The sequence below is a fragment of the Streptomyces sp. SJL17-4 genome (assembly GCF_036826855.1).
In the GTDB taxonomy this organism is placed as follows: Bacteria; Actinomycetota; Actinomycetes; order Streptomycetales; family Streptomycetaceae; genus Streptomyces.
Map to the genome: position 1 here is coordinate 4,787,399 of NZ_CP104578.1, position 14,754 is coordinate 4,802,152.

15 protein-coding genes are annotated in these 14,754 nt (G+C 72.2%); 12 read left to right on the forward strand and 3 right to left on the reverse strand.

Translation table 11 applies throughout. From position 1 onward, the window contains the following. Nucleotides 1-33 precede the first annotated feature (33 nt). Entirely contained in the window at nucleotides 34-1,122 is a 1,089-nt protein-coding gene (locus N5875_RS21560) for a DUF5937 family protein (RefSeq protein ID WP_318210644.1), read from the reverse strand. A 146-nt stretch (nucleotides 1,123-1,268) separates the two neighbouring features. Between N5875_RS21560 and N5875_RS21565 the strand changes: the two genes are divergently transcribed. Then, nucleotides 1,269-1,475, forward strand: coding sequence for a hypothetical protein (locus tag N5875_RS21565; RefSeq protein WP_318210645.1), 207 nt, complete (start codon nucleotides 1,269-1,271; stop codon nucleotides 1,473-1,475). Nucleotides 1,476-1,535: 60 nt separating this feature from the next. On the opposite strand, the gene N5875_RS21570 is transcribed toward N5875_RS21565, so the two are convergent. After that, complete coding sequence (locus tag N5875_RS21570) at nucleotides 1,536-2,750, reverse strand: beta-eliminating lyase-related protein (protein WP_338495470.1); 1,215 nt, start codon at nucleotides 2,748-2,750, stop codon at nucleotides 1,536-1,538. Between the two features lie 125 nt (nucleotides 2,751-2,875). Between N5875_RS21570 and N5875_RS21575 the strand changes: the two genes are divergently transcribed. The 10 genes from N5875_RS21575 (at nucleotide 2,876) to N5875_RS21620 (ending at nucleotide 11,155) form a co-directional block, all read left to right on the forward strand. After that, nucleotides 2,876-3,823, forward strand: a complete 948-nt coding sequence (locus tag N5875_RS21575) for a DUF2520 domain-containing protein (RefSeq protein WP_318210647.1) — start codon at nucleotides 2,876-2,878, stop codon at nucleotides 3,821-3,823. Beyond that, the gene (gene panC, locus N5875_RS21580; protein ID WP_338495471.1) at nucleotides 3,820-4,914 is read left to right on the forward strand and encodes a pantoate--beta-alanine ligase; all 1,095 of its coding nucleotides are present in this window, start codon (nucleotides 3,820-3,822) and stop codon (nucleotides 4,912-4,914) included. The genes N5875_RS21575 and panC overlap by 4 nt, the downstream gene beginning before the upstream one ends. Beyond that, nucleotides 4,911-6,605 carry an L-aspartate oxidase gene (locus tag N5875_RS21585; protein ID WP_318210649.1) on the forward strand — a complete coding sequence of 565 codons (1,695 nt, stop codon included), beginning with the start codon at nucleotides 4,911-4,913 and terminating at the stop codon, nucleotides 6,603-6,605. The genes panC and N5875_RS21585 overlap by 4 nt, the downstream gene beginning before the upstream one ends. Next, complete coding sequence (gene nadC, locus N5875_RS21590) at nucleotides 6,606-7,628, forward strand: carboxylating nicotinate-nucleotide diphosphorylase (protein WP_318210650.1); 1,023 nt, start codon at nucleotides 6,606-6,608, stop codon at nucleotides 7,626-7,628. Beyond that, the gene (locus N5875_RS21595) at nucleotides 7,628-8,434 is read left to right on the forward strand and encodes a type III pantothenate kinase (RefSeq protein WP_318210651.1); all 807 of its coding nucleotides are present in this window, start codon (nucleotides 7,628-7,630) and stop codon (nucleotides 8,432-8,434) included. The genes nadC and N5875_RS21595 overlap by 1 nt, the downstream gene beginning before the upstream one ends. A gap of 216 nt (nucleotides 8,435-8,650) precedes the next feature. Next, a complete protein-coding gene (locus tag N5875_RS21600) occupies nucleotides 8,651-9,229 on the forward strand; it encodes a hypothetical protein (protein WP_318210937.1) in 579 nt (192 codons plus the stop codon). A 14-nt stretch (nucleotides 9,230-9,243) separates the two neighbouring features. Beyond that, nucleotides 9,244-9,426, forward strand: a complete 183-nt coding sequence (locus N5875_RS21605) for a hypothetical protein (protein ID WP_318210652.1) — start codon at nucleotides 9,244-9,246, stop codon at nucleotides 9,424-9,426. 119 nt (nucleotides 9,427-9,545) lie between these two features. After that, the gene (locus N5875_RS21610; protein ID WP_338495473.1) at nucleotides 9,546-10,067 is read left to right on the forward strand and encodes a BlaI/MecI/CopY family transcriptional regulator; all 522 of its coding nucleotides are present in this window, start codon (nucleotides 9,546-9,548) and stop codon (nucleotides 10,065-10,067) included. A 29-nt stretch (nucleotides 10,068-10,096) separates the two neighbouring features. Further along, complete coding sequence (locus N5875_RS21615; protein WP_318210654.1) at nucleotides 10,097-10,642, forward strand: amino-acid N-acetyltransferase; 546 nt, start codon at nucleotides 10,097-10,099, stop codon at nucleotides 10,640-10,642. A 177-nt stretch (nucleotides 10,643-10,819) separates the two neighbouring features. Continuing rightward, nucleotides 10,820-11,155, forward strand: a complete 336-nt coding sequence (locus N5875_RS21620; RefSeq protein ID WP_030324199.1) for an Lsr2 family protein — start codon at nucleotides 10,820-10,822, stop codon at nucleotides 11,153-11,155. Here N5875_RS21620 and N5875_RS21625 read toward each other — a convergent pair. Further along, a complete protein-coding gene (locus N5875_RS21625; protein WP_318210655.1) occupies nucleotides 11,134-11,724 on the reverse strand; it encodes an SCO3374 family protein in 591 nt (196 codons plus the stop codon). The genes N5875_RS21620 and N5875_RS21625 overlap by 22 nt on opposite strands. 495 nt (nucleotides 11,725-12,219) lie before the next feature. On the opposite strand from N5875_RS21625, the gene N5875_RS21630 reads away from it, so the two are divergent. Next, nucleotides 12,220-14,742, forward strand: a complete 2,523-nt coding sequence (locus tag N5875_RS21630) for an ATP-dependent Clp protease ATP-binding subunit (RefSeq protein ID WP_030324202.1) — start codon at nucleotides 12,220-12,222, stop codon at nucleotides 14,740-14,742. Nucleotides 14,743-14,754: the final 12 nt, after the last annotated feature.

Consider the following 14,754-nt stretch of genomic DNA (forward strand, 5'->3'; position numbering starts at 1 on the left):
CCCCTCCCGAATGGCCCGCCCCCGAACCGGGACCTATCGCAGCACGCTCTCCAGGAAGTCGCTGCCGAGGCGGGCGACGACGGAGAAGTCGAGCTGGTGCAGCACGTACCGGCCACGCCGCTGCGTGGTGAGCAGGCCCGCCTTCTTCAGGACGGAGAGGTGGCGGGAGACCTCGGGTGCGGTGATGCCGTACGCGTCGGCCAGCTCGCTCGTGGAGTACGAGCCGCGCGCCAGGTTGCGGCACAGCCGCATCCGCATCGGGTGGGCGATGGCCTCCAGGCGGAGTTTGACCGTCTCGACGGGCTCGACGCCGCCGACGTCACGGGTGGCGGCCGGGTACTGGATGACCGGCTGCCAGCCGGGGGCACTCGTGGCGAAGAGGTGGGGCCAGCCGAAGGCCGTCGGCACCAGCGTCACGGCGGAGCCCTGCGCCTCCGTCCGGCCGTGCACCAGCTTGTCGACGACGATCCGGGTGCCGTGCGGCCCGTCCTCCAGGGCGAGCGCGGGCGAGGCGGCCGTCAGGGCCTCGGCCAGGCCCTTGCGGCGCAGCAGCTCGGTCTTGTGGCGGGCGTCGGCGGCGAGCTGGACGCGGACCCGGCGCCAGGTGTCGGCGAAGAACGCGTCGTCGCAGTCCTCCAGAAGCCGGCGGATCCACGCGCGCGTGGCGGCCGGTTCGGCCAGCATCCGCTCCACGAACGCCGCCTGGCGCGGCCCCCGCGCGGTGGCCAGGTCCAGGGCGCGGCGGCGGGACTGCTCGTCGACCAGCGGGGACGGGATGCCCTCGGAGTAGCGGCTGCTGCAGGAGATCTCCAGGGCCGCGCCGACGTACTTCTCGTCGTCCAGGCGGTCGAGGTCGTCCAGCTCCTCGGCGAGGGTCTCGCGCGGCCGGGCGGGCAGCAGGAAGTCGGAGCGGGCGGACCGCCACATGAAGTCGGCCTCGTGCAGCCGGTCCGCGAGTTCGGGCTTCATGGCGGCGGAGGTGGCGGTCGTCCAGGCGTGCAGCCGGGCGTGATGGGCGGGCTCGGCGAGGGCGTGCAGGGCGTTGCCGAGCTCCGCCAGCGGCGAGGGGCAGAAGGTGATCCGCTCGTGCGGCAGTCCGGTGATGTCGATGGTCACGCTCACCCCCCTATGGTGCGGGGTCGGGCGGCGGGGCTGTCGCGTCGTTTGACGCGGGCCGTCAATCGACGTCCGGGGCGGTCCAGGCCGCCGTTTGACGACCCTCGTCAAACGGCGGGCCGAGGCGCCGGGGCACGGCGCACGGTGAGGACATGAACGCGCTGCATCAGTACCTCTTCGACACGTACCGCGCCGCCCGGCTCGGTGAGCCGATGCCTCCGGCGCCCGGCACCCACGACGTCGCCGTCCTGCGGTCGGTCCGCGACCGGCGCCGCTTCGAGCGGGTCCTGGCGGGGCGCCCGGCGCGGGCCGGCCTCCGGACCGCCCTGCGCCGGTGGTTGCGGCCGCGCGCCTGCTGACGGGGCTGACGGGGGCTGGGCCCGCGCCTGCCGGCCGGTAGCCGCACCGCCCCCCGGTGGCTACGCGAGCCGGGTCAGGAAGTCCCGTACCGCCGTCCGCACGTCCTCCGCCGTCCACTCCAGGCCCGCTCCCGTCACCGTCAGTTCCGTCACGGCGACCCCCGGCGGGCCGCCCGCGCCCGGGGTGAACCAGCGGCGGAAGAGGACCGTGTCGGTGGCCTCGGCCTGGGCGACGGACGCCGCGGTCAGGGCCTCGGGCTCGTACGGCAGCCAGACCTGGAACTGGTGGGTGTGCGGGACCTCCGGGTGGACCCGGAACCACCCGGTGCCCGCCTCCGTGAGCGCCTCCCGGACCGCGTCGGCCACCACGCGCGCGTGGGCCACGTACGAGGGCAGCCGGGGCAGCTCCTCGTCCAGGCCCCGGAGCGCGGACAGCGCCGCCGGGTACTGCTGGAAGACCTGGCCCCCGTACCGGTGCCGCCACACCCGCGCCTCGGCCATGACGTCCTCGGGTCCGGCGAGCACGGCGCCGGAATGGCCGCCGAGCGACTTGTAGAACGAGACGTAGACGCTGTCGGCGAGCCCCGCGATCTCCGCGAGCGGACGGCCGAAATGCGTCGGGCACTCCCAGAGCCGCGCCCCGTCGAAGTGGACCACGGCGTCCCGCTCGCGGGCCGCCTCCACCACCGCGGTCAGCTCCTCCCAGGACGGCAGCACGAAGCCGGCGTCCCGCAGCGGCAGCTCCAGCATCAGCGTCCCGAAGGGCTCCGGGTGGTCCCGTACCTCCTCGGCCGTCGGCAGGCGGGGCGCGTCGGTCGGGTGGACGGTACGGAGCCCGGAGACGGCCCCGAGCGCCCCGCCCTCGTGGACCTCGGGGTGGGCCAGCGGGTGGAGGGCGACGACGGGGCTGCCGGTCCGTCCGGCCCAGCAGCGCAGCACCACCTGCTGGGCCATCGTGCCGGTGGGGAAGAAGACGGCGGAGGGCATACCGAGCTCCGCGGCGACGCGTTCCTCGAGCTCCTCGACCGTGCCGTTCCCGTACGTGTCGATCGGGCTCTCGGCGCGGCCGGTGGCCTCCGCCCAGTCGGCGAGCTCACGCAGGCGCGTGCCGACGGTGCCGTCCACCGAGGTGTGCCACAGCTTCCGTGCGGCACCGCCCCAGAGCTTCGCCCGGTACAGCCGGGCCGCTTCCCCGTCCGCGTCCCCGTCGGCGTCCCCGTTCCCGTCCGCGGAGTCCGCCGGGGCCATGGTGTCCACATCGTCCACAGGTTCCATGGACCGATCATCACACCACCGCCCACACCCTGTGGACAGCCACGGAGTACCGCGAAACGCTGGCGTAGCATGACCAGAAATCGTCCGGTACCCGCCGAGGACTGGAACGGAAGGCCGTCCCCACCGTGAACGCACCAGCAGCGCCAGAGCCCCGAGCCGAGGACCGACCCGCCCGGCTCACCGTCGGAGTCGTCGGCGCCGGCCGCGTGGGCCCCGCCCTCGCCGCCGCCCTCCGGCTCGCCGGGCACCGCCCCGTCGCCGTCTCGGCGGTCTCCGACGCCTCCCGGCGCCGCGCCGCGGAGCTCCTGCCCGATGTCCCCGTAGTGGAGCCCGCGCGCGTCCTCGCCCTCGCCGACCTGGTCCTGTTGACCGTGCCGGACGACGCGCTGCCCGGTCTGGTCGAGGGCCTCGCCGACACCGGAGCCGTACGGCCGGGACAGCTGATCGTGCACACCTCCGGGCGGTACGGGGCCCGGGTCCTGGACCCCGTCCGGCGCGCGGGTGCCCTGCCGCTCGCCCTGCACCCCGCGATGACCTTCACCGGCACCCCCGTCGACGTCCAGCGGCTGGCCGGCTGCTCCTTCGGGGTCACCGCGCCGGAGGAGCTGCGGCTGGCGGCCGAAGCCCTGGTGATCGAGATGGGCGGCGAGCCCGAGTGGATCGCCGAGGACGCCCGCCCGCTCTACCACGCTGCCCTGGCGCTCGGCGCGAACCACCTGGTCACCCTGGTGGCCCAGTCGATGGAGCTGCTGCACAAGGCCGGGGTCGCCGCCCCGGACCGGATGCTGGGCCCGCTCCTCGGCGCCGCCCTGGACAACGCGCTGCGGTCCGGTGACGCGGCCCTCACCGGCCCCGTCGCGCGCGGTGACGCCGGCACGGTCGCCGCCCACGTCGCCGAGCTGCGCAAGCACGCGCCCGGCACGGTCGCCGGCTATCTGGCGATGGCCCGCACGACCGCCGACCGCGCGCTCGCGCACGGCCTGCTCAAGCCCGAGCTGGCCGAGGACCTGCTGGGCGTGCTCGCGGCCGACCACACCACCGCCGCCGACGGGCCGCAAGGAGACGACCGATGAGCCTGTTCGCCCGTGACCGCGCCGCGAGCGGCCGGCCCGTCCGCCACCAGCCGGCCGAACTCCTGCGCACGGTCGAGGACCTCCACGACGCCGCGGCCCACTTCGGGGCCCCCGGCGGGAACGCCGTGGTCATGACCATGGGCGCCCTCCACGAAGGCCACGCCTCCCTGATCCGGGCCGCCCGCGAGCGCGTCGGCGACAAGGGCTTCGTCGTCGTCACCGTCTTCGTCAACCCGCTCCAGTTCGGCGCCGGCGAGGACCTCGACCGCTACCCCCGCACCCTGGAAGCCGACCTGGAGGTGGCCTTCGACGCGGGCGCGAGCGCCGTCTTCGCGCCCTCCGTCGACGAGGTCTACCCGGGCGGAGAGCCCCAGGTCCGGATCACCGCGGGCCCCATGGGCGAGCTCCTCGAAGGCGCCTCCCGGCCCGGTCACTTCGACGGGATGCTGACCGTCGTCGCCAAGCTGCTCCACCTCACCGCCCCCGACCTGGCCTTCTTCGGCCAGAAGGACGCCCAGCAGCTGGCCCTGATCCGCCGGATGGCCCGCGATCTGAACTTCCCGGTCGAGATCGTCGGCGTGCCGACGGTCCGCGAGGACGACGGCCTCGCCCTCTCCAGCCGCAACCGCTTCCTGTCGGCCGACGAGCGCCGTACCGCCCTCGCACTGTCCGGCGCGCTGTTCGCCGCCCGCGACCGGCTCGCCGCCCAGGAGGCGCTGCGCGCGCGTGCCGAGGCCCTGCCCGGCGCCCAGAACAGGGGCGAGAACCGCGCCGAGGCGCTCTCCCGGCTCGGTGAGGCACGGGCCGCCGCCGACGCCCACGCGGTCGCGCAGGCCGCCGAGGGCCGCGGCGCCGAGGCCGTGCGGGCCGCGGCCCGGGCGGTGCTCGACGACGCGTCGAGGGCCGAGCCGCGGCTTGTCCTCGACTACCTGGCCCTCGTCGACCCGGCCGACTTCACCGAGATCGCCGACGACCACGACGGGGAGGCGATCCTCGCCGTCGCCGCGCGCGTCGGCGCCACGCGGCTGATCGACAACATCCCCCTCCATCTCGGAGCCACCATGTCCACCATGTTCGGAGCCACCCAGTGACCGGAATACGGCTGCACGCCCCCGCGCCCGGCTGGGCCATCGACGCCGACGTCGTCGTGGTCGGCTCCGGGGTCGCCGGCCTCACCGCCGCCCTGCGCTGCACCGCCGCCGGGCTCCGTACGGTCGTCGTCACCAAGGCCCGGCTCGACGACGGCTCCACCCGCTGGGCCCAGGGCGGCATCGCCGCCGCCCTGGGCGAGGGCGACACCCCCGAGCAGCACCTCGACGACACCCTGGTCGCCGGCGCCGGGCTCTGCGACGAGCGGGCCGTGCACGCCCTCGTCACCGAGGGCCCCGACGCCGTCCGCCGGCTGATCGCGACCGGCGCCGACTTCGACAAGACCGCCGACGGCGAGATCGCGCTGACCCGCGAGGGCGGCCACCACCGCCGCCGCATCGCGCACGCGGGCGGGGACGCGACGGGCGCCGAGATCTCCCGCGCCCTGGTCGAGGCGATACGGGACCGGGGCGTGCGCACCATCGAGCACGCCCTCGTCCTGGACCTCCTGACGGACGCCGAGGGCCGCACGGCGGGTGTGACCCTGCACGTCATGGGAGAGGGCCAGCACGACGGCGTCGGCGCCGTCCACGCGCCCGCGGTGGTCCTCGCCACCGGCGGCATGGGCCAGGTCTTCTCCGCCACCACGAACCCGGCGGTCTCCACCGGCGACGGCGTCGCGCTCGCGCTGCGCGCCGGGGCCGAGGTCTCCGACCTGGAGTTCGTCCAGTTCCACCCCACGGTGCTCTTCCTCGGCGCCGGCTCCGAGGGCCAGCAGCCGCTGGTCTCCGAGGCGGTACGGGGCGAGGGCGCCCACCTGGTCGACGCCGACGGGGTCCGCTTCATGCTCGGGCAGCACGAGCTGGCCGAGCTGGCGCCCCGGGACATCGTCGCCAAGGCGATCACGCGCCGCATGCGGGAGCACGGCACCGAGAACATGTACCTCGACGCCCGCCACTTCGGCGCCGAGATGTGGGAGGAGCGCTTCCCCACGATCCTCGCGGCCTGCCGCTCCCACGGCATCGACCCGGTCACGGAGCCGATCCCGGTCGCCCCGGCCGCCCACTACGCCTCCGGCGGCGTCCGCACCGACCTGCGGGGCCGGACGACCGTGCCGGGCCTGTACGCGTGCGGTGAGGTGGCCTGCACGGGCGTCCACGGCGCCAACCGGCTCGCCTCGAACTCGCTCCTGGAGGGCCTGGTCTTCGCCGAGCGGATCGCCGACGACATCACCGCCGCCGCCCCGCGCACGGCGGGCGTTCCCGTGCCGCACGCGACCCCGGTGACCCTGCCGCTGCCCGTGGCCGGCGCCCGGACCCGTATCCAGCGGATCATGACGGCCGGCGCCGGCGTGCTGCGCTCCGAGGTCAGCCTGCGGGAGGCCGCGGAGGCCCTCGACGCGCTGCACAGCGACGCCCTCGCGGGCGGCACCGACGACACCAAGGCCGGCGAGCCGGGCGTGGACGCCTGGGAGACCACCAACCTGCTGTGCGTCTCCCGGGTCCTGGTCGCCGCCGCCCGCCGCCGCGAGGAGACCCGCGGCTGCCACTGGCGCGAGGACCACCCGGACCGCGACGACACCGACTGGCGCCGGCATCTCGTCGTACGCCTCACCCCGGAGCGGACCCTCGACGTCCGGACGACCGGCACGCATGACCTTCCCCCCACCTCCGATGCCCCCAGGGAGCCGTAAGTGACCACGCCCGAGGAAGCCCGTCCGCAGCCCGTGGACGTCCCTCTCATCCAGATCAACACGGTTTCCTCCGACGAGGAGGCCGGTGGCTGCGGCGACGGCTGTGGCTGCGGCGGCGGCGAGGAGTTCGAGTGCGGGCTCGACCCGGCGCTCGCCGAGCTCCTGGCGGCCGCCGGTCTCGACCCCGTACAGGTCGAGGACATCGCCCACCTCGCGATCGCCGAGGACCTCGACGGCGGCGTCGACGTGACGACCGTGGCGACCGTCCCCGAGGACGCCGTCGCCACCGCCGACTTCACCGCCCGCGAGGCCGGTGTCGTGGCCGGTCTGCGCGTGGCCGAGGCCGTGCTGTCGATCGTCTGCGACGACGAGTTCGAGGTCGAGCGGCACGTCGAGGACGGCGCGCGCGTCGAGGCCGGGCAGGTGCTCCTCAGCGTCACCGCCCGCACCCGCGACCTGCTCACCGGCGAGCGCAGCGCGCTCAACATCCTGTGCCGCCTCTCCGGCATCGCCACCGCCACGCGCGCGTGGGCGGACGTCCTGGAGGGCACGAAGGCCAAGGTCCGCGACACCCGCAAGACGACGCCGGGCCTGCGTGCCCTGGAGAAGTACGCGGTCCGCTGCGGCGGCGGCGTCAACCACCGCATGTCGCTCTCCGACGCGGCCCTGGTCAAGGACAACCACGTGGTGGCGGCCGGCGGCGTGGCCGAGGCCTTCAAGGCCGTGCGCGAGCTCTTCCCCGAGCTGCCCATCGAGGTCGAGGTCGACACGATGCACCAGGTCCGCGAGGTCCTGGACGCGGGCGCCGACCTGATCCTGCTCGACAACTTCACCCCGGGAGAGACCGAGGAGGCCGTCGCCCTCGTCGCCGGCCGCGCCGTCCTGGAGTCCTCGGGCCGGCTGACCCTGGAGAACGCGGCGGCGTACGCGGCGACCGGCGTGGACTACCTGGCGGTCGGCGGCCTCACCCACTCCTCCCCGATCCTCGACATCGGCCTCGACCTGCGTGAGGTGCGGGCCTGATGCTGCTCACCATCGACGTCGGCAACACGCACACGGTCCTCGGTCTCTTCGACGGTGACGAGATCGTCGAGCACTGGCGGATCTCCACCGATCCGAGCCGTACCGCCGACGAGATGGCGGTCCTGCTCCAGGGCCTCATGGGCATGCACCCGCTGCTCGGCGTCGAGCTGAGCGACGGCATCGAGGGGATCGCCATCTGCGCGACGGTCCCCTCGGTGCTGCACGAGCTGCGCGAGGTGACGCGGCGCTACTACGGGGACGTTCCGGCGGTCCTGGTGGAGCCGGGCGTCAAGACGGGCGTCCCGGTCCTCACGGACAACCCGAAGGAGGTCGGCGCGGACCGCGTGATCAACGCGGTCGCCGCCGTCGAGCTCTACGGCGGCCCGGCGATCGTCGTCGACTTCGGTACGGCGACGACGTACGACGCGATCACCACGCGCGGGGAGTACGCGGGCGGGGCGATCGCGCCGGGCATCGAGATCTCGGTCGAGGCACTCGGGGTCAAGGGCGCGATGCTCCGCAAGATCGAGCTGGCCCGGCCGCGCAGCGTCATCGGCAAGAACACGGTCGAGGCGATGCAGTCCGGCATCGTCTACGGCTACGCGGGCCAGGTCGACGGCGTCGTCGCCCGCATGAAGCGGGAGCTCGTGGGCCCCGGCGGCGACCCCTCGGACGTCACCGTGATCGCGACCGGCGGCCTGGCGCCGATGGTCCTCGCCGACTCCAAGGAGATCGACGAGCACGAGCCCTGGCTGACCCTGATCGGCCTGCGCCTGGTGTACGAGCGGAACGTCTCCCGCATGTGAGAACCGGGGGCGCCCCCGCCGACCGACTCCCCGGCGACGCGCCCCGGTCTCCGCCCCCGTCAGCCAGCGCTCCCCGATGACGAGCCCCGGCGGCGCCCCGTCGGCCCCCGGCGCGGGTCCGGCGTCGTCGACGCGCCGGAATGATCGCTAAGAGAAAATTGTCCGATTAGCGCGTATCGTCGGCCCATGCCCACGCCATACGGATCCCGCGGCGGCATGGCGTTCAGCGCGGACGAGCTGCGTGTGCTCCGCCGTGCCCTCGCCGTCGCCCTCCACCCCGCCCCCCTCCAGGACGAGGACGTCCAGGACGCGCTGCGCCTGGCCGAATCCGTGGACGAGGCCGTGCGCGAGGCCGGCCGACTGCGCGCCTTCCTCCTCGACGACCTGGCCCGCTACCGCAAGGCGCTGCCGGGGTCGCTCAGCGGCTATCTGGAGCTCCTCCAGGACGCCCTCGCGGCCGGGTACGACCCCGCGGCCGACGACCTCGCCGCCCTGCGCGCGCTGCGCCGCAACCCCGCGGCCGCCGCGCTGCTCGCCCGCTGCCAGATCCTCGCCGAGCGCTCGGTACGCGCGCGCCTGGCCCGGGTCTCCCAGGCCACCACCACCCCCACGGCGGCCACCCCCGCCCCCAGGGCCCGGCTGCTCGCCCTCCCCGGCGGGCGCGCGGCGGCCGACGAGCCCAAGCCGACGCCGCCGGCCCCGGCCGAGCGCCCGGTGCCCAAGCCGTCCGAGGTCTTCCCGCCACGCCGAAGGCCCGTACCCCCGCCCCCGCCGGAAGAACGCGTCGCCGGATAGCTAGTCTGGTCGCCATGGACTACGTATCCGCGCTCGTGCCCCCCGTCGTGATGGCCGTGTTCTTCTTTGGCATCGTGGCCATCATCATCAAGAGCCAGGGTGGTCCGAACAAGGCCAAGGAGGACGCGATCGTGGACGCCGCGATCGCCCGCGCCGAGGCCGTGCGCCAGCCGTCGGACAGCGGCAGCAGGGACTGAGGTCCGCTCGGACACCGCGGTACCCGGGACGTGCGACCCTTCGAGGCCGTACGTCCTTTTTGTTGCGTTTCTTTCCGTCAATGGCCTGTTACTGACTCTATGCGCACTAAAGTGGCGTTGTGCCCCGTCCTTTGGGAGAGCTCGAAGACGCCGTCATGACGCGCGTCTGGCAATGGAACCGTCCGGTGACCGTCCGAGAAGTTCTCGAGGACCTTCAGCAGGAACGGTCCATCGCCTACACCACCGTCATGACCGTCATGGACAATCTCCATCAGAAGGGCTGGGTCCGCAGAGAAGTCGAAGGCCGCGCCTATCGATATACGGCGGTCTCCACCCGCGCCGCATACGCGGCCGCGCTGATGAACGAGGGATGGGCCCAGAGCGACAACCCGGCCGCCGCGCTCATCGCCTTCTTCGGGATGATGTCGCAGGACCAGCGCGAGGCCCTGAACGACGCCATCCGTATCGTCCAGCGCGACAACCCGCTTCCCGACCCCGCCCCCACCTCTGCCGCGCCCGAGGAAGTAACCGAGGGCGCCGAGGAAGTAGCCGAGGGCGCCCAGGGCACCCAGGGCACCCAGGGCACCCAGGGCACCCAGGGCGCCGAGGGAACCGAGGGAACCGGAGCCCAGGAGCGATAACGGCGGCCCGGGGGCGATAGCGTCCCCCCATGTCGCAGTCCGCTTCCCCGGCCGCCTCCGCGGCCTCCGCCAAAGCCGTCACCGTACGCAGGGCCCGTACCGGAGATGTCGCCGCGGTCCGCCGTCTCGTCGATCCCTTCGTCCAGCGCGGGATCCTGCTCGACAAGGCGACCGTGACCCTTTACGAGTCCATCCAGGAGTTCTGGGTGGCGGAACGCGACGAGGACGCCACCGTCGTCGGCTGCGGCGCTCTCCACGTGATGTGGGAAGACCTCGCCGAAGTCCGTACTCTCGCCGTCGATCCCGACTTCAAGGGCGCCGGCGTAGGACATCAGGTGCTGGACAAGTTGTTGCACACGGCCCGATGGCTCGGGGTGCGGCGGGTATTCTGCCTGACCTTCGAAGTCGACTTCTTCGCGAAGCACGGCTTCGTCGAGATCGGCGAGACCCCGGTCGACGGAGATGTCTACAGCGAGCTCCTCCGTTCCTATGACGAGGGAGTCGCCGAGTTCCTCGGTCTCGAACGAGTGAAGCCGAACACCTTGGGCAACAGCCGGATGCTTCTGCACCTGTGAGGCGGAACCCCGAGGAACGCCGGACGGAAGCCCACACGGAACCCCGGCGGAACCCTATGTCCGAATCGCGCACGTTTCCCGCGTTGCCGAGGTTCTGAACCTCTGCCAGGGGTTTGTGTTTTTCCGGGAAAAGCGGTTTCCTTTCCGCGTACTGCATTTTCGATGAAAGGAAATCCGGTGGCACAGAAGGTTCAGGTCCTTCTTGTCGACGACCTCGACGGCGTCGAGGCGGACGAGACCGTGACGTTCGCGCTGGACGGCAAGACCTACGAGATCGACCTCACCACCGCCAACGCGGAAAAGCTCCGTGGCCTGCTCGAGCCGTACACCACGAGTGGCCGTCGTACCGGTGGTCGCACCACCGGTGGACGCGGCAAGGGCCGCGCAGTGGCGACGGGCAGCCAGGACACCGCGAAGATCCGCGCGTGGGCCAAGGAGAACGGCATGAACGTGAACGACCGCGGTCGCGTTCCCGCCGACATCAAGGCTGCCTACGAGGACGCGAACCGCTGAGGCGACAGCTGCTGAGCCGCCGGCCCCAGGGCCCGGGCACTCAGCAGCCGCACCCGGTGGCACTCCGCCGCGGCGGCGGCCACGAGACGCACCAAGCACGGGGCGGTCCCCTCGCCCCACGGCGCGGACCGCAGCGCCGGCAGCGAGGACTCGACCTCGCGGCCCGGTGCCGGGGCCCGCAGCCACACGGCGGCGCCCGGCGCGCCGGAACCGCCCCGCCCCGGGGGAAGGGGCGCGGTCATCCGGCCGTCGGTGCCCAGCGCGGCGAGATCCAGCGAGATCCCGCCCCACTCGAGCCAGTCGAGCAGGCCCGGTAGCTCCTCCGCGCTCCCCGCGGCCACGAGCCACCGCATCCGGCGCCCCAGCAGGGCCACCGGACCCGTCGCCGGACCCATCCTGCGCAGTACACCGCGGCCGGCCGTCGCGGGCAGCTCCAGGACGTCGAAGCGCACTCCCGTGACCAGCTGCACCGGCGGGCCGGCCACCGTCGCCCAGCCGAGCTCGTCCTCGTACCACCGTGCGAGAGCGCCGTCGATCGGCGTACGGGGAAGCGGGACGGTGAAGGGCATGCCCTGGGAACTACCGGAGAGGCACGTCGGTTACGCCCGAGAGGGCGCGACGGCCGCCCGACTCCCGGTTCCCGGTGACGCTCGGTCCCGCTCCGAACGCGCAAGGTGTCCGTGATGGGGTGTACGGGTGCATTCGGCAGCGCAAGGGTGTTCGCTGGTAGCGGAGGGAACCGGGGTACGCCGCATGGAGTGTCAGTCCTTACGGGTAAGACATTCCTAGTGGAGAGGGGCGACTTCGCGGGCTTCGGCGTCTCACGTTCGCCATCGGCGTACTGATGACGCGGGTAACTACTTGGCCTGCGGGAACATCGTCTCGCACCATCGGGTTGGAGCATTTGTCGGCTGTTCGGCAGCAGGTCTCCCCGCGGAAGAGGGGGTGATCCGGACGGATGTCGGCAGTTGGAATGAGCGGTCCCCGCTTGCGGGACTAAGCTGCGGAAGGACAGGGAGGGGATCGACCCCTAACTGACTGACCGCTCTGAGGAGCGATTAACGATGTTCGAGAGGTTCACCGACCGCGCGCGGCGGGTTGTCGTCCTGGCTCAGGAAGAAGCCCGGATGCTCAACCACAACTACATCGGCACCGAGCACATCCTTCTGGGCCTTATCCACGAGGGTGAGGGTGTCGCCGCTAAGGCCCTGGAGAGCCTCGGGATTTCGCTCGAGGCGGTCCGCCAGCAGGTGGAGGAGATCATCGGTCAGGGGCAGCAGGCCCCGTCCGGGCACATCCCCTTCACCCCTCGCGCCAAGAAGGTCCTGGAGCTCTCGCTCCGTGAGGCCCTCCAGCTCGGCCACAACTACATCGGCACCGAGCACATCCTGCTCGGCCTGATCCGCGAGGGCGAGGGCGTCGCCGCCCAGGTCCTCGTGAAGCTGGGCGCCGACCTCAACCGGGTGCGGCAGCAGGTCATCCAGCTGCTCTCCGGCTACCAGGGCAAGGAAGCCGCCACGGCCGGCGGTCCTGCCGAGGGCACCCCCTCGACGTCCCTGGTCCTCGACCAGTTCGGGCGCAACCTCACCCAGGCGGCCCGCGAATCCAAGCTCGACCCGGTCATCGGGCGCGAGAAGGAGATCGAGCGGGTCATGCAGGTGCTGTCCCGCCGCACCAAGAACAACCCGGTGCTGATCGGCGAGCCCGGCGTCGGCAAGACCGCCGTCGTCGAAGGCCTGGCGCAGGCCATCGTCAAGGGCGAGGTGCCCGAGACCCTCAAGGACAAGCACCTCTACACCCTCGACCTCGGCGCGCTGGTCGCCGGCTCCCGCTACCGCGGTGACTTCGAGGAGCGCCTGAAGAAGGTCCTCAAGGAGATCCGCACCCGCGGCGACATCATCCTGTTCATCGACGAGCTCCACACCCTCGTGGGTGCGGGTGCCGCCGAGGGCGCGATCGACGCCGCCAGCATCCTCAAGCCGATGCTGGCCCGCGGTGAGCTCCAGACCATCGGTGCGACCACGCTGGACGAGTACCGGAAGTACCTGGAGAAGGACGCGGCCCTCGAGCGCCGCTTCCAGCCGATCCAGGTCGCCGAGCCGTCGCTGCCGCACACGATCGAGATCCTCAAGGGTCTGCGCGACCGGTACGAGGCCCACCACCGGGTCTCCATCACCGACGAGGCCCTCGTCCAGGCCGCGACCCTGGCCGACCGGTACATCTCGGACCGCTTCCTCCCGGACAAGGCGATCGACCTGATCGACGAGGCCGGCTCCCGGATGCGCATCCGCCGGATGACCGCGCCGCCGGACCTCCGCGAGTTCGACGAGAAGATCGCCGGCGTCCGCCGCGACAAGGAGTCCGCGATCGACTCGCAGGACTTCGAGAAGGCCGCCTCTCTCCGTGACAAGGAGAAGCAGCTCCTCGCCGCGAAGGCCAAGCGCGAGAAGGAGTGGAAGGCCGGCGACATGGACGTCGTGGCCGAGGTCGACGGCGATCTGATCGCCGAGGTCCTCGCGACCGCCACGGGCATCCCGGTCTTCAAGCTGACCGAGGAGGAGTCCAGCCGCCTGCTCCGCATGGAGGACGAGCTCCACAAGCGCGTCATCGGGCAGAAGGACGCCGTCATCGGCCTCTCGCGGGCCATCCGCCGTACGCGTGCCGGTCTGAAGGACCCGAAGCGCCCCGGTGGCTCGTTCATCTTCGCCGGTCCGTCCGGTGTCGGTAAGACCGAGCTTTCGAAGGCGCTCGCCGAATTCCTCTTCGGCGACGAGGACGCGATGATCTCCCTCGACATGTCGGAGTTCAGCGAGAAGCACACGGTTTCCCGTCTCTTCGGTTCGCCGCCCGGATACGTCGGCTACGAAGAGGGCGGCCAGCTCACCGAGAAGGTGCGCCGCAAGCCGTTCTCCGTCGTCCTCTTCGACGAGGTCGAGAAGGCCCACCCCGATATCTTCAATTCCCTTCTCCAGATCCTGGAGGACGGTCGCCTGACCGACTCCCAGGGCCGGGTCGTGGACTTCAAGAACACGGTCATCATCATGACCACCAACCTCGGGACCAGGGACATCTCGAAGGGCTTCAACCTGGGCTTCGCCGCCCAGGGCGACACGAAGTCCAACTACGAGCGGATGAAGGCCAAGGTCAGCGACGAGCTGAAGCAGCACTTCCGCCCGGAGTTCCTCAACCGTGTGGACGACATCATCGTCTTCCCGCAGCTGACGCAGGAGGACATCCTCCAGATCGTCGACCTGATGATCGGCCGCGTCGACGAGCGCCTCAAGGACCGGGACATGGGCATCGAGCTCTCCCAGTCCGCGAAGGAGCTGCTCGCCAAGAAGGGCTACGACCCCGTGATGGGCGCCCGGCCGCTGCGCCGGACGATCCAGCGCGAGATCGAGGACTCGCTGTCGGAGAAGATCCTCTTCGGCGAGCTGCGCCCCGGTCACATCGTGGTCGTGGACACGGAGGGCGAGGGCGACGAGCGCACCTTCACCTTCCGCGGCGAGGAGAAGACGGCTCTGCCGGACGCCCCGCCGATCGAGGCGACGGGCGGCACGGGCCCGAACCTGTCGAAGGACGCGTAAGGCTCAGCGCCT